Origin of the sequence: Kribbella sp. NPDC051770 (assembly GCF_040681455.1) — a bacterium.
Classification (GTDB): Bacteria; Actinomycetota; Actinomycetes; order Propionibacteriales; family Kribbellaceae; genus Kribbella.
In genome coordinates, this window is sequence record NZ_JBFAYT010000002.1 from 706,058 (window position 1) to 722,936 (window position 16,879).

Genomic DNA, 16,879 nt, shown 5'->3' on the forward strand with positions numbered 1-16,879 from the left:
ATCCTCGGGGGCCTGTCTGTGTAACGGGTACTTCGGGCGCCTCGCGCGAGAGCGGATCCCGCTCCAGGCCCTTCGGGCGGTTGACCTGGAGCGGGATCGCAGCGTTACACCCTCTGTATCGGTGGCGACACGGCCGGTGTTACACGCGTCAGGAACTTTTCTGGGCTCAGGACAACTTCCGGGTCTCGATCAGCCGCTGCGCGACGTCGCGCAGCTTCACGTTCCGGTCCTGGGAGTACCGGCGCAGTACGGCGAACGCCTGCTCGTCGGTCAGGTCGAAGCGTTCCATCAGGATCCCCTGGGCCTGGCCGATCAGCTTGCGGGCGTCGATCGCCTGCCACAGCGTCGACTCGCTGCGCGCGTTCGCGACCGCGACCGCCGCGTGGTCGGCGAACACCTGCGCCACCACGTCGTCGTACGCGCCGAAGCGCTCCGGCGTGGCGTCGTACAGGTTGAGGACGCCGACGGTGGTGGTCGGCGTCCGGAGCCGGACGCTCAGCACGCTGCGCAACCCGACCCCGGCGACACCGACCGACCAGCGTGGCCAGCGGAGATCCCCTGACACGTCCCCGCTGACCACGTTCTTCTCGTCCTGCACGACGCTGAAGCTCGGCCCTTCGCCGGTCTCGAGCTGCACCCGGTCGGCCTCCTCGACCAGCGCGTCGGTCGCGGACGCCGACTCCAGCCGGCCGCCGCGCATCACCAGCAGCAGGCTGGCGTGCCCGGTCCCGATCCGCGGCAGCACGAACTCCAGGAAGCGCTCGGCGGTCTGTTCCACGTCAGGCTGCTCGTGCAGGACCTGGGCCATCCGGGCCAGCTCCTGGGCGAACTCGTCGTTCACCGGGCCACTGCGCCCGACGGTTGGGGGGTTGGTCTCACCGGCGTGTGTCCTCAACGCTTCGAAATCACTGCGGGCGGCATGCTGCGCCACCGGCTGACTTCCCAACCGCGATGAACTTTAACACCGACCCCGAGGCTGCCCCCGGGCAGCAGGCGACCCCGGTGCGTCGGGTCTGAACACCGGGGCCTGGAACGACTTGCCTCTCGAGCGACCGGCCCTTCCTGGCTCTCAGGTTCCCGTTCGCCCGGCCGTCATGCGTTCCGGCCGCGACGGTTTCAGAAGTGCACCGCGAGCAGGATGCGGCCGCTGTCGGAACTGCGGATGTCGAGCGCGCGGATCTCGCTGCGGTGCAGCTTCGTGGTCGCGGCCGGGCGGACCGTCGTACCGGGTGAGGCTGTCCAGCTGGCGATCAGCGTGGACTTGCCGCTGTCGTCGGTGACGAACAGGTCGTAGCCGCGGGCCCGTTCACTGGGCGTCGCGAGGTCGTCGTACCGGCAGCTGATCTCGATCGTCGTCCCCCAGCGCTCCTCGACCAGCCGGGCGTCGGCGGTGAGCTTGCTGGCGACGGTCTGCGCGAGTACGACGTAGTCGCCCTCGGGCTCCTCGCGGGCCAGCGGGATCGCCACCACGGCGCCGATCGCGGCCGCGGTGGCGGCGGTCGCCGCGACCAGTCCCGCCACGCGGAACCGCCGCTTGCGACGGTCCCGCGTGACGGCCCGGACCAGCCCGGGCAACAGGTTCGGCGGGGTGGGGTCGAGGGTCGCGAGCGCCCGGTCCCCCGGCAGCAGCGCCAGGGTCCCGGGGACGCCCGCGAGCGACGCCACCTCCGCCGAACAGTCCGTGCACGTGCGCAGGTGCTCCTCGTACGCGCGCCGGTCCTGCGCCGACAACGCGCCGAGCAGGTAGGCAGCGTCCCAGTCCCGGTACGGATCGCTCATTCCTGCGTCACCCCCCTCTCCTGCAGCGCGAGCTTCAGCGCCCGCATCCCGTAGTGCAACCGCGATTTCACCGTGCCCGGTGGGATGTCGAGCTCCTGCGCGATGTCGGTGACGGTCCGCCGGCCGTAGTACGCGCGGACGATCACCTGCCGGTGGTCCTCCGACAGCTGCGCCAGCGAGTCCGACACCAGCCACGCGTCCAGTACGGCGTTCGCGTGGTCCGCGCTCGGCCGCTCCGGGAGGTCGTCACTGGCGACCTCCCGGTTGACCCGGGCACTGCGCCGGTCGTCGATGACCAGGTTCCGCGCCACCGTGAACAGCCACGCCCGAGCCCCCGCCTCGTCCTCGGTCAGGATCTGCGGCCGGCGCCACGCCCGCAGCAGCGTCTCCTGCACGACGTCCTCCGCGAACCGGTCGTCACCGGTCAGCCGCACCACGAACCGCCACAGCGACGGCGCATGCACATCGTGCAGCTCACGCAGCAGCGCCGCCCGGTCGTCGGCCATCGGCACTCCAGCTCTGTCGTCGTGCACCGCCACGGCGGTACTCAGCCGCTCGTCCTGCTCCTGGAAGGAAGGCTACTTTCCAGCGCCCAACGCCCGTTCCCGAGCACCGCGATCAACAGGAACGCGAACGCGAACAAGGCCGCCTTCTCCCCACCGTTCTCCACCGGCAGCACCCCGTCAACCTGATGCACCGTGAAGTACGCGTAAGCCATCGACCCCGAGCACAACAACGCAGCCCACCGAGTCCCGAACCCCACCATCACCAGCGCCCCCGCCACCCCTTGAATCGCCGCCGCCCACCAACTCGGCCACACGAATGCCTCGATCCGCGTGGCCCCGAGCACCCCAAACAACGCCGCGACCCCATGACTCGCAAACAAGAACCCCACCACAACCCTGAACAACCCCACCGTGTGCCCCTGCCAACGCTCCATGCCAAAACTCCTCAGGTGAATGGACGGCTTCCCACCCCCACCCGCCTCACGCTGACAGGGGCGCTCCTTCACCCCACAGAACGACCAGCATCCCCATCCGGTTCAACCCAAAGTGATCCCCCTGTCACCCTAAGAAACCACCCCAACCACTGGTCCCATCCCTCCGAACTCCGTTTCCAGTTGGCCCCCCACCCCTCCGACCTGTCACACTGGTCCCCACACCCGGGCCTCTAGCTCAACTGGCAGAGCAGCGGACTTTTAATCCGCGGGTTGTCGGTTCGAGTCCGACGGGGCCTACCAAAACCGCAGGTCAGAGCACACATGACCGCGGCGACCAGCCATTCAGCCCACATCTTTGCCACCTTTTTCACCGTCTGGCTCGTTGCCGAGCACCCGGTTCATCGCCTCGACCACGAGCGGGTTCTTGATCTTCCGACCGAGGTATCCGTCCTGAGTCATCGAGACCCGGCTGTGCCCGAGCTGGTCGGCGATCTGACGGGCGCTTTGGCCGGCGTCGTCCAGCATGGTCGCGAGCGTCTTGCGAAAGTTGTGCGACTTGACCCACTCCAGCGAGGCGACCTCAGCACGGACTTTCCGGAGATCTCGCAAGATGTTCGTCGGGTCGCGATACCCACCAATGCTGTCAGGGAACACCGGCCAATCGAGCCTGACCCCAGCATCAAAGCGACGACGCAACATGTCGTGGACACGTTGAGGCAGCCCGAGCGAACGCTCCCCCGCTTCGGACTTGGTAGGCCGCCGCACCAGCCCCTGACCGGTGATCCGGCTGATAGTCCACTCAATGTCAACGGCACCTGCCGACAGGTCAGTTTCCGCCCAGGTAAGCGCTAGGGCTTCGCCGATCCGAACCCCGGTACCGAGCATGAACAGGCTCAGGTCAGGCAGGTCCTTTCTGACCGCGAGCTCGTTCTCCGACACGGCCTTGAGCCAGAGTTCTACCTCTTCGATCGTCAGCGATCGTGCGAGCTTCTTTCCCCGCGGCCTTTCGATCCGACGGATCTCACGGACGGGATTGACGTCGAGCGGACCGCTTCGAACCGCCAGCCCCATCACTCCGGAGGTCACACTCCGACACAGCTTGGCGGTGGGAACCCCGACGTCTGTTTTGACCGTGCGGATAAAGGTGTCCACTCGCGCGGTCGTTACCTCGACCAGCCTGAGTTCGCCGAGCGCGGGCCGAACGTGCTTCTCCAAGACTGACCTGTAGATCTGCACCGTGCCAGGGGAACGGGCTCCGTCCAGAACCAGTTCCTCGATCTCTTTGACCCATTCGTCAGCAACTTCGCTGAATCGGTGACTAGGCGTCCAGCTACCTGCTTTCCCCATTTTCGCGCGCTCACTGAGTGCCTGTTGCAGGTTCGCCCTCGCGGCCCCTTTGGTCTTTCCTCGCCGTTCGATACGGAGGAGCTTGCCGTTGAAGTCACGAAAATTTGTGATGGCTCTGTAGGCCTTGCGACCGCTGGAGTCAGTGACCTCGTGTGTCCTTATGAGGCCCCAGGTGCCAATCGCGAGTGGCTGTCTTGGCATGGCTAGGCCGCTCCTTCCAACGACCTCAGCCAGCAGTACACGACCTCGCGCTCGTAGCGGATATACCGACCGATCCGGAGCCCCTTCGGGCCGTAGCCAGTCGTCCGCCAGCGGTACAGCGTCGGCACCGGAACGCCAAGGAACTCCGACAGGTCCTCGACACTCCACAGCCGTTCATCGCGATGCTTCGGCACAGACATTCCATTCCTCCTTCGTTGACAGTTACGTGTCAGTCCTCGTTGTTCTCGGCAATCAGTTCCTTGACGAGCCGTCTGTGTTCGCGGGCCTTGGCGGCGGCAGTGTTGGCCAGGAGCGCGTCACCGATGGTTCGCCAGCCGGTGTTGGCGTAGGTGAAGTTGCCGACGATGAGGGTGGTTTCGACGTCGTCAGTGTGGTCGGCGGAGCGGTGTCGTTCTTGCCGCCAGTTCGCCCGTGCCTCACGGAGGGCTTTGAGGGTGGTGGAGTACTGGCGGGACTTGGTGGAGAAGTGGCCGCCGAAGCCCAGCATGTGCGCCCACTTCTGGAGACGCCGGTAGGACAGCCGTCCGGAGTTCTTCGCGGCTTCGTCTTCGTCGAGATCGGAGCCGGGGCGTCCAAGTCGCCAGCAGGCGTCGACCAGTCGGCCGGCGTGGGTGTTGAGGGCGGCGTAGCGGCGGACGGTGGAGTTGGTGAGTCGGGCGGATGAGTGGCCGGTCGCTTCGGCTGCTTTGGTGGCGTATTTGGCCAGGTATCCGGCGACGGCGGTTTCGGTGATAACGCCATCGACCGTCTGGCGTACGGGGCGCAGGTCGAGTTGGGTGCCCCAGGCGATCTCCCAGCCGTTGGGGGCGTCGGGGTGGGGCAGGGACCGGAAGCGGGTGCCTTCGACGGCGCGACGGATCGCGTAGGCCAGGAGCGCGAAGTCGGCGGATGCGTGGGGTACGGCGATTTCGTGGGGTGCGATGGGGTTGATGCCGTCGAGGCGGGCCAGGGCGTGGAAGTGGGCGACGCCTCGAGCTTGCATTTCGGCGACCTTGCCGTAGGAGAGCTTGACGCGGAGGCCGTGATGCTTGCCCCAGGTGCGGAGGGTGTCTTTGACGCGTTCCATGGTGCGTCGCCACAGTTCGCCGGACAGGGCGTTCCAGACGACCTGGTGGTCGTGGTCGTAGCAGTCCAGGCACAGCGGTTTGCCGAGGATCTTCTCCCCGTCGTGATGGGTTTGGTGGCAGCGCTGGTCGACGCCGTGGGGGCACGGGTCGGGGTTGCGGCGGGGTCGGCAGACCTGGTTGCGGAGTTGCCCGTCACGGCCTCGGTGCTTGCGTGCGGAGTGGACGGCTCCGAAGCTCGGTGCGGTGAAGGTGACGAAGGCACACGGGTGCTGGGTGACACTCGCGGGGATGCCTTTGCCGCCGTGGAGTCCGGCCAGGACGAGTTGGTAGGTGTCGCCGCGGTAGATCTCGGCGCAGGAGGGGCAGACGGCGGCGCGCCGGTTGCCGCAGGCTTTGTAGATGACGCCGTCGGGCATGTCGTCGGTGTGGCGGGTGGAGATGATCCGGCCGGTGCGGGTGGACACGACGTGGGCTTCGCCGCGTAGCTGGATCGGGCGGACGCAGCCGCCTGCGGAGGCGGTGTGGTCGAGCCACTCGCCGTAGTTGGCGGTCGTCGCGGCGCGCTGGACGGCCTGTTCGACCCCTGAGGTCGGGTTGGTGCGGTTGCCGGGGTCAAGGGTGTGCTTGTGCTCGGAGATGATCTCCACGCGGCCTAGGAGGCCGTCCAGGACGTCCAGCGGGTCTTGGGTGGGGTGTGTGGTCATGGTGGCCTCCTTTCGAGACGTTTTGGTCCGTTTGGTGGGGCTACCGGGGCGGTACGGCCGCCCCGATGTTTGTTGAGTGCCGGAGTGGTCGAGGCTTCGGCGTTAAGCAGCCAGCGCCGGAGCCGCTTTGACGGTTACGTGTCAGGCGACGGGGAGCGGTGCGGGTTCTAGTTCGGGGGTGCCGAACAGGTGGTAGCCGCAGCCGGTGCAGTAACGGCCGACGATGGTTTCGCCCATGACGACCAAGGCGTAGGTGTCGCCGGGTTCCAGGACGGTGGGGCACCAGTCGTGGCCGCCGATGTGGTCGCCTGCGACCCAGTCACACAGGAACGTGTCGGTGGCGATGTCGCGCAGGGCGGTGAGTCCGGCGTAGGCGTTCAGGTCGACAGTCATGGTGGTGTCCTTCCGGTGGGTGTCGTGGTTCAGTGGGAGGTGACGGGGGTCGAGTGGTGGGTGATGCCGTTGTCGCAGTGCTGGTAGGGGCAGTGAGCAATCACAGGGCTTCCGGTGCGGGCGGTGAGCGACCAGACGTAGACCGGGTTCAGCCACTCGATCCGGGCGGCGACGATTGGCCGGCCACAGCCGTTGCAGTAGAAGGCGCGGAAGATCGAGCCCATCAGCCAGGCGGCGAGGTCTTGGTTGGCGCGGTGCTGGTTGGCGGCCATGTGTGGTCTTCCTTTCTGTCGTTGGCTGTGGGGGTTCGGTGTTCGCCCTCACCTCCGAGGTGTTCGTCCCGGAGGTGGGAGCCAGCAACGAAGCCGCGGTTACTCGTCGGGTTCGAAGGTGGATTCGCAGACGCTGCAGGTGATCTCGCCTTCTGCGAGGACTGCTTTGGCGACGCGGATGCGGCGTGGGCACTGACAGGCGCAGGCCACCGCGTTGTTGTTGTTCTTCTTGGTTTCGCCTCCGGTGACTTCGGGGTGCCGGTAGGCGATGAGGGCCGACTTGAGTTCGGCTAGGACGGCCTTGTAGGTGGTGGCTGTCTCCGTGCGGAGCGTGCAGACGGACCAGCCGTGCTTGTCGTCCTTGGCGGTGTCGAGGCCGAGCTCTTTGGCGAGTTCGGCGAATTTCTCGTTGTGCCAGCGGCCTTGACGGCTGGTGTTCTTGATCTCGCGGACGTGCCCGAGGGCATGGGCTGCTTCGTGCAGGAGGGTTGTGAAGACCTCTTCCACGGATCGTTTGAGGCCTTCGCCGGAGATCAGGACTTCGGCGAGTTGGTTGTCTCCGTGTTGCCAGCGGATCGGGGCGAAGTGCCCGTACCTGGCGCGCTTGGTCGCGGTGCCGGAGCCCACGATCACGACGACGGCGGGGATCTCTTGGTGGTTGGTGCGGATAGCGCTCCACGCCGATTCGAGTGCGGCGACGAGCTGCGCGGTGGTGTAAGTGTCTTGACGCTTACGTGTCAGTCGCGCTGCCGGTGACCCCGTGCGGGTCTTGGTGGTGGTCTTCTTAGCTCGTTTGACCGTGACGGTGACGGCCGGGTGGCTTGCTCCGGTGGAGCACTCACGGAGCTTGTTGCGGACCGCGATGAGAGAGGCGTAGCCGGTAGCTCTGCCGCCTTCGGTGGCCTTGACCTTGTCCATGTGGGTCTGGACGGCCTGGAGGGCTGCTGTGGGGCTACCTGCGTAGGTAGCGGTGGTCTTGGTGACCTCCCAGCCGGTGAGCCCGGTGAGGGCGTTGGTGTTGGAGTTGGTCAAGCCTGTGAGCTTGGTGGTGGTCGCGGGCTTCGCGGAGGCCGGAGCCGTGAGGGTGTCGGTGGTCACCACTGTTCTCCCTTCTGGATGGCGTCTTGCTTGGCGCAGGTCATGTGGCAGGCGCGGCCATTGGCCGGGTCGCGCAGGAGGGCTGGAGATCCGCACAGGAAGCAGGGCTGTGGATTGCCGACTTGGGCGTGGGCCCAGTCGTCGGCCCGCTGTGTGCGGTAGGCCTTCTTGGCTTGGGTTTTCTTGGCCACCGGCTCAGAGGCCGGGGTGGTGTCGAGGTCAGCCGGGATGGCCTGTTGTCCTTGACAGTTACGTGTCACGCGACGTTTAGTTGCCGCGCGTTTCATTCATTGGTCCAGGTCGCGAAGAACGACTGGATCTGAAGGCCGAGTTCGTGGGCTTCGTTGAAGATGCCAAGTGCGTTGGTGTCGTAGAGATCGGCACTGGCCTGCTGTTCGAGCGTCTTGACGTGTGCCCGCAGGTCGGCCAGAAGGCCGGTCATCGCGAGGTCGAATTGCGGGCGGTGGGTCTGCAAGATCTCTTGGAGTTCGTCACGGGCGTTGCTCATCGCTGTTCCTCCGTCCAGTCGCCGGGGATGTAGAGAGGTTCTTGGGTCCAGGACGCGTTGTCGGTGGCGTGCTGGATCTGGTGCTCTTCGAGGAGCGCTCGGGCTTCGTACAGGGCGTCGATCAGGTGGCTGATCGCGGTGACGGAGCCGGTGACGAGCTCGATTTCAATCGGGTTCGCTCCCAGGTCGATGACGACCTTCGGGGTTTGGCCGTTGCAGGCCAGATTTATGCCGGCCACGGAGTGGTCGGTGAAGTCGTAGCCGATGATCATGCGGTCTTCGCGTTCGCCGCCGTCGGCGTCGTAGAAGGTCATGACGCCTCCCGGTTGGTGTAGGCCTTGGTCCAGGAGCCGTTGAAGGCTTGGCGATTACGCATGGCCGACCAGCAGACGCCGCAGCGGTGGGGCTGGACCGGTGACCAGGCGAAGGCTCCGCAGTTGTGGAGCCAGCCGGTGTTGCCTTTGCCGTCGTTGACGGCGGTGAGTGTCCCCGCGGGGACGGGCTTGACGGTGATCATGCGGTCCTCCGGAGGTACGCGGCGCGTCGGACGAGTTGGTTGATCTCGTGGTCTTTGAGGTGTGCGGTCTTGAGACGGCGGGGGAAGCCGCCTTCGGCGCGCAGGAGCCCGACACCGAGGGATTCGGGTGCGATGTCCACGGCGGTGTGGCCTTGGGAGGCCCAGCCGGTGCCGAGGATGATGTCGCTGCTGGAGTCGGTGGCGCAGCGGAACGCGAGGCGGTAGCCGAACAGGTCCCGCAGCGAGGTTGGGACGATGTCAGCGCTGGGGCGCTGGGTGGATGCGATCGTGATGATGCCCGCGGCGCGGCCACGAGCGACGATGTCCCGCACTAGGACGCGGAACTCTTCTTGCTGTTCTTTGGTGCCGACGGTGACGGTGAAGTACGCCAGCTCGTCGACGACGAGCAACTTGGCGCGGAACCCGTCGCCGGGGACGATCTTCTTGCGGCCTGTGCGGGCCAGGTGCAGATAGCGTTCGTCCAGGTCGGCTTGCAGGTCCTTCAGCACACGTAGTGCTTTGGGCATGTTGTTGCCGACGAATTCTTTCGCCACGGGGGCGTAGGGCAGGAGTTCAACGATCTTGCCGTCGATCAGGATGAGATCGACATCGGTGCACAGTGCGGCGTGGGCAACGAAGTTGCCCTGGGCGACGGATTTTCCTGCGCCGGGTTCTCCGCCGATCAGGATGTTGCGGTAGGGCAGTGTGATGTGGACTCGCTTGCCGCGAGCGTCGAGCCCCAGGTAGGCCGGGTTGTAGATGGACAGTGCGCCTCGGGGCGCGGGGGTGCCCCCCGGCGTGCGCCGGGGGAACACCTGTCGGTTGAAGCTAGACATAGTCGGACACGTCTTCTCCGTTGGCGCCCAAGATCACGCTCGTGCCGTCGTTCACGGCGGCGGTGGTCTTGGTCTTCGCGGTTTTGGTGCGGGTCTCACCGCTGCCGGTTTTGGCCGGCCTTGAGTCGGTGGAGTCCACAGCCGGGGTTTCGTTGGCGGGGTCGGGGCCGAGGAAGGCCATGACCGCGTCGTCGGCGACGGCCTGTTCAGGCATGTCGCTGGTGTCGTTGAGCAGCGGCGAGACGATGTGCTGCTTGGACAGCGGGTCTCGCCGGTCGATGTCGATCCGCACGAGTGCGGCGTTGCGCGTGGAGCGGGTGATGTTCGCTGTGCGTGCCCAGCACGCCGAGGCCAGCGTTTCGGCCTTGTTCTCCAGGTCTTCGGCCGACAGGCCGGGACGCATGAACAGCCAGACGACCTGACCGGTCTTGGTGGACAGGCACCCGACGATGAACGGCAAGTTGCCCGACCAGTTCAGGGTGCGCATTTCGGTGAGGCAGGCCCGGACACGGTGCCGGGTGATGACGCACCACATCCGGTTGCGGACGAAGCGCCGTACCAGGTTGTCGGTGAAGATCCATCCACTCAGGACGATGATCAGCAGGGCGTTCAGCCACAACGGGTTGGACTCGAAGTAGCCGGTGATGGCCGCGCCGTGGGCGAGGACGATGTAGCCCACGAGGGCCAGGACGAGCAGTTCCCAGCGCCAGCGCCAGAACGTGAGCAAGATGATGACCGGCAGCGTCTGCTGCGGGCGGGTGATGGTTTCGACGGCACTTGTGGCGGTGCCACGTCCACGACGGCCGGATACTCGACCAGTCGAGCGCTTGCGGGTAGATTTGGGCATGACAAGACCTCCCGATCAGGGGGTTGAGTCAGGAAAGACACGAAGCCAGGACGGTTTCTCAGGCCTTTGACCCGGCTTCGTGTCTCGGTTCCAGGGAGCGGCCCTTTCGAGGGCCGTTCTTGGTTTCTAGCGGTTGTTCAGCGGCGTTGACACGTAGGTGTCAGCCTTGGCGGGTTCGGCCGAAGCCGACTCCCAGACCGCGAAGCAGTAATCGCGGGCGGCGCACAGGTTGAGGCGACGGTTCGAGGCCTCGCGGTACAGGTCGAGCAGTTCCCAGAACGCGTTCGACGCGTACATGGCGACCTTGTCGTTGCTCAGCGCAACGACGGGTTCAGCCGTGTTGAGGCTGTTGGTGATGGCCTGGTCCAGGAATCCGAGGACCAGTTCGATTTCGATGATCTCGTTGCACGTGGCCAGGTACTCGGTCCGTGCCTGATTCGCGGTGATGGTTCGGTGTTCCATCGGCTGCGACATGACTACCCCTTGCTGAGCAGTTGCACGAATCACGGAGCGAGTGGAGATCAGGCCTTCGCGTTACCCGGCGCGTTGAGCGACTTCGCCTTGTAGGCAACACCGTTCCGCCCGTTGGTGGCCCACGGCATGGCAATCAGCTCGACCGGCGTGACGACAGCGCCAACGTTCACCTTCGGGGCAGCATTGCCCGTGAGAGTCACGTTGATCACCTCGCCACCCGTCTCGTCGAGCGCCATCATCTGGACCGTCCAGAGCAGCTCGTTGGTGTTCTTGTCCGCCTTCTGCCGGCCGTTCTGGTCCTTCTTCTCCTCCACAGCCTTGGTGACGGTGAACGTCTTGCCCGTGATGTCGATGCTGAGGTTCATGGAATCGCCCCTTCTAGGCGTCCGACCCACTCCCGTTGAGCAGGTGTTCTAGTTCAGAGCTTAGAACACCTACGCCACGTCGACAAGCACTGAAGGTCACAGATTGATTACTAGACGTTGACACGTAAGCGTCAACGGACGATGCGACTCGATCTAGTCGCCGAGGCGTCCGCGGTAGGTCACTCGCCCATAGGTGATGCTCTCGCCGTACTCCAGCACTTCGCCGCGATCGTCATAGATCCAGTTGCGACCGAGCATGATCAGAGCACCCTCATCCAGCCCCAATTGGCCGGCCTGCTCGGCGGTAGCGTTGCCCGGCTCGAACTGGTCCTGCCAGGCCTCAACGGTCCGTTTGAGAGTGTTGGCGATGTACGCGAACGTTCCCTCTTTGATTCGCTCCGCATTCAGCAGCAAAGGCGCCCGCTCGGCAAGATCGCCCTTGAAGTACGAGGTCGACGCAGAGATCGGCTTCCCGTCAGCACGGTAAGTGGTTCGCACGCGCTGGATGACAGGGGCGCCCACCTGGAGCCCTAGTGCGTCGGCAACCTGCTCCGAGGCCTCCCCCAACGTTGCTGAGGTGATCTTGGCGTACTGGCCAGTGGGATACACCTTGCCCGTACGACGAGACTTATCGACGCGATCGTTGGCCGCCCGACCGCGCTCTTCCTCGGTCGTAACGATGCTGCCGACGCCACGCTCAGGCTTGATATACCCCTCAGCCCGCAAAGTCGACAGAGCCCGCTGAGCCGTTGCAATTGCCACGCTGTAGTCACGCATCAGCGACCGCACAGACGGCACCAGATCGCCAGCCTGCAACTCACCATTGGAGATCCGCGCACGGATCTCGTTGGCAATCTGCTGATACGGAGGTGCGGGGCGCACCAACTTCGGGGGCATAGCTAGACCTCAGGCTCCAATCGCTGTTCTAGAACACCATCAGCATAGATGGCAGCCCTGACGAGGTCTAGTAATCGTCCCGCGCGTTGACCCGGTCAATCCCGCCAAGTCCAGTCGCAGCAACAGACCGGGCAACCTCGACGTCAGCCGGATCCGGCTCGATCCCCTGTTCCTTGGCCGCAAGCAGTCGCTTGTGGACCTTCTGAAGCTCGAGGACGTCAGCCAGGCGAGCTTCCTGGATCTCTTCCCAGGTCGGCATGGTCACTCCCATTTCAGACCGGTAATCCGCTCGTACATCGCCACGTAGCGAGCACGAGTCTCCTCGACGACCTCAGCCGGGATCTCAGGACCCGGAGGAGTCTTGTCCCACGTACCCAGATCACGAGCCCAGTCCCGCACGAACTGCTTGTCGAACGAGACCTGACGCTGCCCAGGCTTCCAGTCCTCATCCCGCCAGTAGCGCGAGGAGTCCGAAGTCAGCACCTCATCGGCCAGGACCAACGTCCCATCCTTCGCAAGCCCAAACTCGAACTTGGTATCCGCCAAATGCACACCCCGACCAGCCGTGATCTCGGTAGCCCTGCTGAACAGCTCAAGCGTCTTCGCCTCAAGCGTCTTCGCGAGCTCCGCCCCAACAGCCTCCGCGACCTCCTCAAAGGTCATCGGCTCGTCATGCCCATCCTCAGGCGCCGTCTTCGTAGTGGGCGTGAACACCGGCTGCGGGAGCTTGTCGCCCTCACGAAGCCCCGGCGGGATCTCAACCCCAGAGATCTTCCCGGACTCCCGGTAGGCATCCCAGCCCAGCCCAGCAAGGTAGCCGCGGGCGATGCACTCCACCTGGATGATGTCGACCTGCTGACACCGCACAGCCCGACCCTCGAACTCGGCCGGCACATCCGAAGCCGAGATCACGTGATTGGGCATCACGTCCGCCAGCTGCTCGAACCACCACAGCGACAGACTTGTCAGCAACTTCCCCTTGTCAGGGATCGGCGTAGGCAACACCACGTCGTAGACCGACACACGATCAGTCGCAACCAGGATCACCTCCCCCGGGCGATCGCTGTATACATCCCGAACCTTGCCTCGATGCAGCAGCTCCACGCCACTGTTCTAGCACACCCGACCATCATCCTTCACAACTGGGCGCCGACGGGGCATCCTGAACACCCTCGTTCACGAGTTGGGCTCCGCCACCCAGATTCCAAGTCGCACCCACGCGAACAGCCGCATCAATTGCATCGACAGGAAATCAATGAAGATATTCATTAGTTGGTCCGGCACCTCAAGCCGAGAGTTGGCAGAGTATCTCAAACCATGGCTGACGCGCGTTATCCAGCAACTCCGACCGTTCGTTTCAACCCAAGATATCGCCAAAGGTAAGCAATGGAACTCGGCTGTCGCAGAGGAACTCGAAGGGACAAGCGATGGAATAATTTGCGTCACACGAGAGAATCAATCTGCCCCGTGGCTGAACTTTGAGGCAGGCGCACTCGCGAAGGCCACGGCAGAAGCTTCGGTTCGCCCGGTACTACTCGACTTGGCTCCGTCAGAGGTCATTGGTCCACTCGCGAGCTTTCAACATACCGCACTCTCGAACGAAGGCGATGTCTTCGATTTAGTGAAGTCGATCAATAGCAAATGCCAAGATCCCTTGCCTGACGAGATCTTGAAGCATACTTTCGATCGAGAATGGCCTCAATTAGATCAATTCCTGCAGGATTTGAGATCCAGGCCATCCCCGCACCAGAAACCAACCAGGAATAGTAACGAAATTCTAGCCGAAGTTCTAGACAGAATCCGGGCGCTTGAACGTGACAACGCCCATCTATCTAGAATGACAGAGAGGTTGATTGAAGGTCTATACACCGGGCGGGTAAGTGCCGGATTCGGTTACAAGCGATCCAGGAACCTTGACGGCAAACAACGTGTCGAATTCGATGGAACTCTAATCGACTCGGAAGTTGACCACTCCGAATACGGTCGTGGGACGGTGGTGGGCGTAAGGGCCACTCAGAGCGGCGACGGGAGCAGCTCGAATCGCCGAGTCCAAGTCGCCTTCGAGGGTGGCCGCACGGTCTGGGTTCCTCCTCAATCGCTCTTCAGGATTCCGGGACCCACCGAGTCGTAAGCCGCCATCACTGAGGCTGCCAGCCTGACAAGTTTCTCTACGTCTTCAAGACGGGCCCTTCAGGGCCCGAGAGCGCGCCGCCACCAGGGGACGGGCCGCTTGCCTCCCGCTCTCGCTTCGCTTCGCTCCCGGCGCGGCCCTTGGCTTGGCGCGCACGCGCCAACAGGGTGCCGGGCGAAGACAGCAGCACTCGCCATCAACGATTCGACACCCCTCTCTGTATCGCTCCCCCGATTGGCTCGGCCACCCGCGCGACGGACTAGGCATGCCTGCCGTCTGACCGTGGGCTACCGGATCGTCCCGACAGCAATCATGGGAGGGACGGCCCTACGCGCCACGCGTCAAGGGCGCCTCCGGCGTCGCTCCGCGATCGAGCAAGCTCGACCCTGGACCCATGGCACTTCGGCCCTTGGGCAGCAGCTATCGGGACGATCCGGCGGACTGGCCGCTGTTGACACGTATGTGTCAACAGCTCGCACTGCGTTGGCGCCTCGCGCGAGTGTTGTCAATCAGGTGCGCCCGGCCAGTCCGGGCCGAGAATGCGTCGTCGACCCAACTTCTCAACGATGACTTGTATGTGGGATAGGCATACCAACGGGCGTAACCAATGTCTTTGCCGGACGAATCTCGCTGCACGTTGTCATTGATGCGAGCTTGAAGCGTCCCGCCGGATCCGATGCTGGGAAGGGCAATCGCTACTAGCCCGTTCACTTTGCTGTGCTTGCTGTCACGCAAAGATGAGTAGATTTCCCAGTCGACGTACCTTCGAGCCCAGGTGCATTTTCCAATCAAAGCGATCGTCACAGACGAATCGCCTAAGTACTTGGTTCGGATCTGATCCATGATGTAGTCGGTGTCTTCACTGTCAATGAAATCATCTTCATCGGTCACGCCGATAGTCTTAGCGATGAACTCCGTGCCGAAATCCTCAAGGAAGGTTTCTACTTCTTTGATATCTTCAGCATGGTAAGAAATAAAACACTTATGGCGAGTGGAGTCGACCTTCTTGGCGGCCGCTCGTTCGGCGATGACCTGCAAGACTCGCTGCTGGTAGTGGTTCATGGCCCTCCCTGGATCCCGATGATGCGCGGAGCTTTGCTCCCCCCTGCGCACCTGTCATCATGCCATTGTGACCCGCGTCGACAAAGTACCTGACACTGACATGCCACAGCTCTTCCAGGCGGCCGACGGCGCCTCGCTGGAGGCTCAGGCGTCCTACATTGGACGAACGCGCCTCCGTCTTGTCCTGATCAGCGTGGCTGCTGCCTGCGGAATCGCTTCATGGCGAGTAGGGGAGGGTGATGTCGACCTTCTTGGGATCCTAGGTACCGCGCTGTTCATCGGTGCGCTAGTTATTGAGACGTCGCTCTGGCGTGATCGCCCAGACAAAGTCTGGTATGACGGACGCGCGGTGGCGGAGTCCGCTAAGACGTTGGCGTGGAAGTTTGCCGTCTGTGGCAGTCCGTTTCCTTCGACAATGGACGAAGCGGGAGCAGCTAGAGGGCTCGCTGACCGGCTAGATAAGGTAAAGGCGCAATTCCCTGATCTGGAGCTGCATCCCGTGGCTGCCCCTCTGGTCTCGCCATGGATGCTTGAGCAACGGAGAGCACCTATTGACGACCGGCGATATACGTATCTAAAGGCGCGCATTGAGGACCAGCAGACTTGGTATTCCAGAAAAGCCAAGTATAACAAAAGGCGCTCGAAGCAATGGCGTCTCCTGCTGGTGATTCTGGAGATTCTTGGAGCCGCTGCGTCGCTCGCGGGCGCCCTCATTGACGTAGACCTATTCTTCGCGCCTGCAATCGCAGCCCTCGTCGGCGCGGTGGTCGCTTGGATTGAGACGAAGCAACACGATTCGCTTTCACGGGCGTACTCGGCAGCAACCGCTGACCTTGCGAGCGCTGAGGCTAAGCTCAATCTAGCAACGACCGACGATTCATGGGCTATCGAGGTGGACGATGCGGAGGAGGCCATCAGCCGCGAGCACACCGTCTGGTTGGCTTCACGCTCACGGTAGCGGGTGAGAGCCGCAGACTGATTAACAGGTCACACGCGTTCATGGCAGTTCTGGCGCAGGTCTCATCCCCACCTTCTTCACCACCTCTTTGAGCACGAGACGCCACAAGACGACGGCAAGTGTCGATGACTACGATTGGTGAGACTTCCCAGGTCAGGCCGCAATTTCCATGATCAGCGCGTACTAGCGGCAAGCCTGGATACCCAATCCGCGGGTTGTCGGTTCGAGTCCGACGGGGCCTACAAGTACAAGGACGTCGCCTCCGGCGACGACAGTGCAACCGGCGCCTTCGGCGCGGGCGCCTAACGCAGGTGCCCAACAAGCATCGCTGGCGGCCTGCGGATGGCGACACCAAAGCGCGTTGTTCGCAACGTCGACCGCCCAATAGCAGCTAGAACCACGTACTGGTCGACGGAAACCCGCTCACCTGACAACTTTCTCTACGTTTTCAAGACGGGCCTC

24 protein-coding genes and 1 tRNA gene are annotated in these 16,879 nt (G+C 63.7%); 3 read left to right on the forward strand and 22 right to left on the reverse strand.

All coding sequences use genetic code 11. From position 1 onward, the window contains the following. Positions 1 to 166: 166 nt before the first annotated feature. The 4 genes from AB0M01_RS10040 to AB0M01_RS10055 form a co-directional block, all read right to left on the reverse strand. On the reverse strand, positions 167 to 841 hold the full coding sequence (locus tag AB0M01_RS10040; protein WP_363667553.1) for a GAF and ANTAR domain-containing protein: 675 nt from the start codon (positions 839 to 841) through the stop codon (positions 167 to 169). Between the two features lie 275 nt (positions 842 to 1,116). Next, positions 1,117 to 1,779, reverse strand: coding sequence for a zf-HC2 domain-containing protein (locus AB0M01_RS10045; protein WP_363667555.1), 663 nt, complete (start codon positions 1,777 to 1,779; stop codon positions 1,117 to 1,119). Next, positions 1,776 to 2,285: a sigma-70 family RNA polymerase sigma factor gene (locus tag AB0M01_RS10050; protein ID WP_363667557.1), complete on the reverse strand. Its 510-nt coding sequence runs from the start codon at positions 2,283 to 2,285 to the stop codon at positions 1,776 to 1,778. Before AB0M01_RS10050 ends, AB0M01_RS10045 begins: the two co-directional genes overlap by 4 nt. Before the next feature lie 41 nt (positions 2,286 to 2,326). Then, on the reverse strand, positions 2,327 to 2,719 hold the full coding sequence (locus tag AB0M01_RS10055) for a DoxX family protein (protein ID WP_363667559.1): 393 nt from the start codon (positions 2,717 to 2,719) through the stop codon (positions 2,327 to 2,329). A 224-nt stretch (positions 2,720 to 2,943) separates the two neighbouring features. Between AB0M01_RS10055 and AB0M01_RS10060 the strand changes: the two genes are divergently transcribed. Beyond that, positions 2,944 to 3,019 (forward strand) — tRNA-Lys (locus AB0M01_RS10060). Positions 3,020 to 3,061: 42 nt separating this feature from the next. Here the strand turns inward: AB0M01_RS10060 and AB0M01_RS10065 are convergent. The 17 genes from AB0M01_RS10065 to AB0M01_RS10145 all read right to left on the reverse strand — a co-directional run bounded on the left by AB0M01_RS10065 (position 3,062) and on the right by AB0M01_RS10145 (position 13,370). Further along, positions 3,062 to 4,267, reverse strand: a complete 1,206-nt coding sequence (locus tag AB0M01_RS10065) for a tyrosine-type recombinase/integrase (RefSeq protein WP_363667561.1) — start codon at positions 4,265 to 4,267, stop codon at positions 3,062 to 3,064. Between the two features lie 2 nt (positions 4,268 to 4,269). Continuing rightward, complete coding sequence (locus AB0M01_RS10070; protein WP_363667563.1) at positions 4,270 to 4,467, reverse strand: helix-turn-helix domain-containing protein; 198 nt, start codon at positions 4,465 to 4,467, stop codon at positions 4,270 to 4,272. 29 nt (positions 4,468 to 4,496) lie between these two features. Then, positions 4,497 to 6,059: a replication initiator gene (locus AB0M01_RS10075; RefSeq protein WP_363667565.1), complete on the reverse strand. Its 1,563-nt coding sequence runs from the start codon at positions 6,057 to 6,059 to the stop codon at positions 4,497 to 4,499. Between the two features lie 141 nt (positions 6,060 to 6,200). Continuing rightward, on the reverse strand, positions 6,201 to 6,452 hold the full coding sequence (locus tag AB0M01_RS10080) for a hypothetical protein (protein WP_363667567.1): 252 nt from the start codon (positions 6,450 to 6,452) through the stop codon (positions 6,201 to 6,203). A 29-nt stretch (positions 6,453 to 6,481) separates the two neighbouring features. Further along, a complete protein-coding gene (locus tag AB0M01_RS10085) occupies positions 6,482 to 6,724 on the reverse strand; it encodes a hypothetical protein (protein ID WP_363667569.1) in 243 nt (80 codons plus the stop codon). Positions 6,725 to 6,823: 99 nt separating this feature from the next. Continuing rightward, on the reverse strand, positions 6,824 to 7,822 hold the full coding sequence (locus AB0M01_RS10090) for a hypothetical protein (protein WP_363667571.1): 999 nt from the start codon (positions 7,820 to 7,822) through the stop codon (positions 6,824 to 6,826). Beyond that, complete coding sequence (locus AB0M01_RS10095) at positions 7,819 to 8,109, reverse strand: hypothetical protein (protein WP_363667573.1); 291 nt, start codon at positions 8,107 to 8,109, stop codon at positions 7,819 to 7,821. Before AB0M01_RS10095 ends, AB0M01_RS10090 begins: the two co-directional genes overlap by 4 nt. Then, positions 8,106 to 8,330 (reverse strand): hypothetical protein, encoded by a 225-nt coding sequence (locus AB0M01_RS10100; RefSeq protein ID WP_363667575.1) that lies wholly within the window; start codon positions 8,328 to 8,330, stop codon positions 8,106 to 8,108. The genes AB0M01_RS10095 and AB0M01_RS10100 overlap by 4 nt, the downstream gene beginning before the upstream one ends. Further along, the gene (locus AB0M01_RS10105) at positions 8,327 to 8,644 is read right to left on the reverse strand and encodes a hypothetical protein (protein WP_363667577.1); all 318 of its coding nucleotides are present in this window, start codon (positions 8,642 to 8,644) and stop codon (positions 8,327 to 8,329) included. The genes AB0M01_RS10100 and AB0M01_RS10105 overlap by 4 nt, the downstream gene beginning before the upstream one ends. Further along, the gene (locus tag AB0M01_RS10110; RefSeq protein ID WP_363667579.1) at positions 8,641 to 8,847 is read right to left on the reverse strand and encodes a hypothetical protein; all 207 of its coding nucleotides are present in this window, start codon (positions 8,845 to 8,847) and stop codon (positions 8,641 to 8,643) included. The genes AB0M01_RS10105 and AB0M01_RS10110 overlap by 4 nt, the downstream gene beginning before the upstream one ends. Next, positions 8,844 to 9,683 (reverse strand): FtsK/SpoIIIE domain-containing protein, encoded by an 840-nt coding sequence (locus AB0M01_RS10115; protein WP_363667581.1) that lies wholly within the window; start codon positions 9,681 to 9,683, stop codon positions 8,844 to 8,846. The genes AB0M01_RS10110 and AB0M01_RS10115 overlap by 4 nt, the downstream gene beginning before the upstream one ends. Next, positions 9,676 to 10,530: a hypothetical protein gene (locus AB0M01_RS10120; RefSeq protein ID WP_363667583.1), complete on the reverse strand. Its 855-nt coding sequence runs from the start codon at positions 10,528 to 10,530 to the stop codon at positions 9,676 to 9,678. Before AB0M01_RS10120 ends, AB0M01_RS10115 begins: the two co-directional genes overlap by 8 nt. 126 nt (positions 10,531 to 10,656) lie before the next feature. After that, positions 10,657 to 11,004 (reverse strand): hypothetical protein, encoded by a 348-nt coding sequence (locus tag AB0M01_RS10125; protein ID WP_363667585.1) that lies wholly within the window; start codon positions 11,002 to 11,004, stop codon positions 10,657 to 10,659. 47 nt (positions 11,005 to 11,051) lie between these two features. Beyond that, positions 11,052 to 11,369, reverse strand: coding sequence for a hypothetical protein (locus AB0M01_RS10130; protein ID WP_363667587.1), 318 nt, complete (start codon positions 11,367 to 11,369; stop codon positions 11,052 to 11,054). A 153-nt stretch (positions 11,370 to 11,522) separates the two neighbouring features. After that, complete coding sequence (locus AB0M01_RS10135) at positions 11,523 to 12,266, reverse strand: GntR family transcriptional regulator (protein ID WP_363667589.1); 744 nt, start codon at positions 12,264 to 12,266, stop codon at positions 11,523 to 11,525. A gap of 67 nt (positions 12,267 to 12,333) precedes the next feature. Beyond that, positions 12,334 to 12,525: a hypothetical protein gene (locus AB0M01_RS10140; RefSeq protein ID WP_363667591.1), complete on the reverse strand. Its 192-nt coding sequence runs from the start codon at positions 12,523 to 12,525 to the stop codon at positions 12,334 to 12,336. 2 nt (positions 12,526 to 12,527) lie between these two features. Next, positions 12,528 to 13,370, reverse strand: a complete 843-nt coding sequence (locus AB0M01_RS10145) for a phosphoribosylaminoimidazolesuccinocarboxamide synthase (RefSeq protein ID WP_363667593.1) — start codon at positions 13,368 to 13,370, stop codon at positions 12,528 to 12,530. A gap of 151 nt (positions 13,371 to 13,521) precedes the next feature. Here AB0M01_RS10145 and AB0M01_RS10150 point away from each other — a divergent pair, with 151 nt between their 5' ends. Further along, on the forward strand, positions 13,522 to 14,397 hold the full coding sequence (locus tag AB0M01_RS10150; RefSeq protein WP_363667595.1) for a TIR domain-containing protein: 876 nt from the start codon (positions 13,522 to 13,524) through the stop codon (positions 14,395 to 14,397). A gap of 465 nt (positions 14,398 to 14,862) precedes the next feature. Here AB0M01_RS10150 and AB0M01_RS10155 read toward each other — a convergent pair whose 3' ends face one another. Beyond that, on the reverse strand, positions 14,863 to 15,459 hold the full coding sequence (locus AB0M01_RS10155; RefSeq protein WP_363667597.1) for a TIR domain-containing protein: 597 nt from the start codon (positions 15,457 to 15,459) through the stop codon (positions 14,863 to 14,865). Between the two features lie 67 nt (positions 15,460 to 15,526). Here AB0M01_RS10155 and AB0M01_RS10160 point away from each other — a divergent pair, with 67 nt between their 5' ends. Then, on the forward strand, positions 15,527 to 16,417 hold the full coding sequence (locus AB0M01_RS10160; protein WP_363667599.1) for a DUF4231 domain-containing protein: 891 nt from the start codon (positions 15,527 to 15,529) through the stop codon (positions 16,415 to 16,417). Positions 16,418 to 16,879 lie beyond the last annotated feature (462 nt).

Coding starts and splice junctions, on each gene's coding strand:
- AB0M01_RS10065 (WP_363667561.1), bottom strand. CDS start 4,267: ATGCCAAGACAGCCACTCGCGATTGGCACCTGGGGCCTCATAAGGACA.
- AB0M01_RS10055 (WP_363667559.1), bottom strand. CDS start 2,719: ATGGAGCGTTGGCAGGGGCACACGGTGGGGTTGTTCAGGGTTGTGGTG.
- AB0M01_RS10135 (WP_363667589.1), bottom strand. CDS start 12,266: ATGCCCCCGAAGTTGGTGCGCCCCGCACCTCCGTATCAGCAGATTGCC.
- AB0M01_RS10125 (WP_363667585.1), bottom strand. CDS start 11,004: ATGTCGCAGCCGATGGAACACCGAACCATCACCGCGAATCAGGCACGG.
- AB0M01_RS10050 (WP_363667557.1), bottom strand. CDS start 2,285: ATGGCCGACGACCGGGCGGCGCTGCTGCGTGAGCTGCACGATGTGCAT.
- AB0M01_RS10070 (WP_363667563.1), bottom strand. CDS start 4,467: ATGTCTGTGCCGAAGCATCGCGATGAACGGCTGTGGAGTGTCGAGGAC.
- AB0M01_RS10150 (WP_363667595.1), top strand. CDS start 13,522: ATGAAGATATTCATTAGTTGGTCCGGCACCTCAAGCCGAGAGTTGGCA.
- AB0M01_RS10120 (WP_363667583.1), bottom strand. CDS start 10,530: ATGCCCAAATCTACCCGCAAGCGCTCGACTGGTCGAGTATCCGGCCGT.
- AB0M01_RS10110 (WP_363667579.1), bottom strand. CDS start 8,847: ATGATCACCGTCAAGCCCGTCCCCGCGGGGACACTCACCGCCGTCAAC.
- AB0M01_RS10115 (WP_363667581.1), bottom strand. CDS start 9,683: ATGTCTAGCTTCAACCGACAGGTGTTCCCCCGGCGCACGCCGGGGGGC.
- AB0M01_RS10045 (WP_363667555.1), bottom strand. CDS start 1,779: ATGAGCGATCCGTACCGGGACTGGGACGCTGCCTACCTGCTCGGCGCG.
- AB0M01_RS10105 (WP_363667577.1), bottom strand. CDS start 8,644: ATGACCTTCTACGACGCCGACGGCGGCGAACGCGAAGACCGCATGATC.
- AB0M01_RS10095 (WP_363667573.1), bottom strand. CDS start 8,109: ATGAAACGCGCGGCAACTAAACGTCGCGTGACACGTAACTGTCAAGGA.
- AB0M01_RS10085 (WP_363667569.1), bottom strand. CDS start 6,724: ATGGCCGCCAACCAGCACCGCGCCAACCAAGACCTCGCCGCCTGGCTG.
- AB0M01_RS10155 (WP_363667597.1), bottom strand. CDS start 15,459: ATGAACCACTACCAGCAGCGAGTCTTGCAGGTCATCGCCGAACGAGCG.
- AB0M01_RS10075 (WP_363667565.1), bottom strand. CDS start 6,059: ATGACCACACACCCCACCCAAGACCCGCTGGACGTCCTGGACGGCCTC.
- AB0M01_RS10080 (WP_363667567.1), bottom strand. CDS start 6,452: ATGACTGTCGACCTGAACGCCTACGCCGGACTCACCGCCCTGCGCGAC.
- AB0M01_RS10130 (WP_363667587.1), bottom strand. CDS start 11,369: ATGAACCTCAGCATCGACATCACGGGCAAGACGTTCACCGTCACCAAG.
- AB0M01_RS10100 (WP_363667575.1), bottom strand. CDS start 8,330: ATGAGCAACGCCCGTGACGAACTCCAAGAGATCTTGCAGACCCACCGC.
- AB0M01_RS10140 (WP_363667591.1), bottom strand. CDS start 12,525: ATGCCGACCTGGGAAGAGATCCAGGAAGCTCGCCTGGCTGACGTCCTC.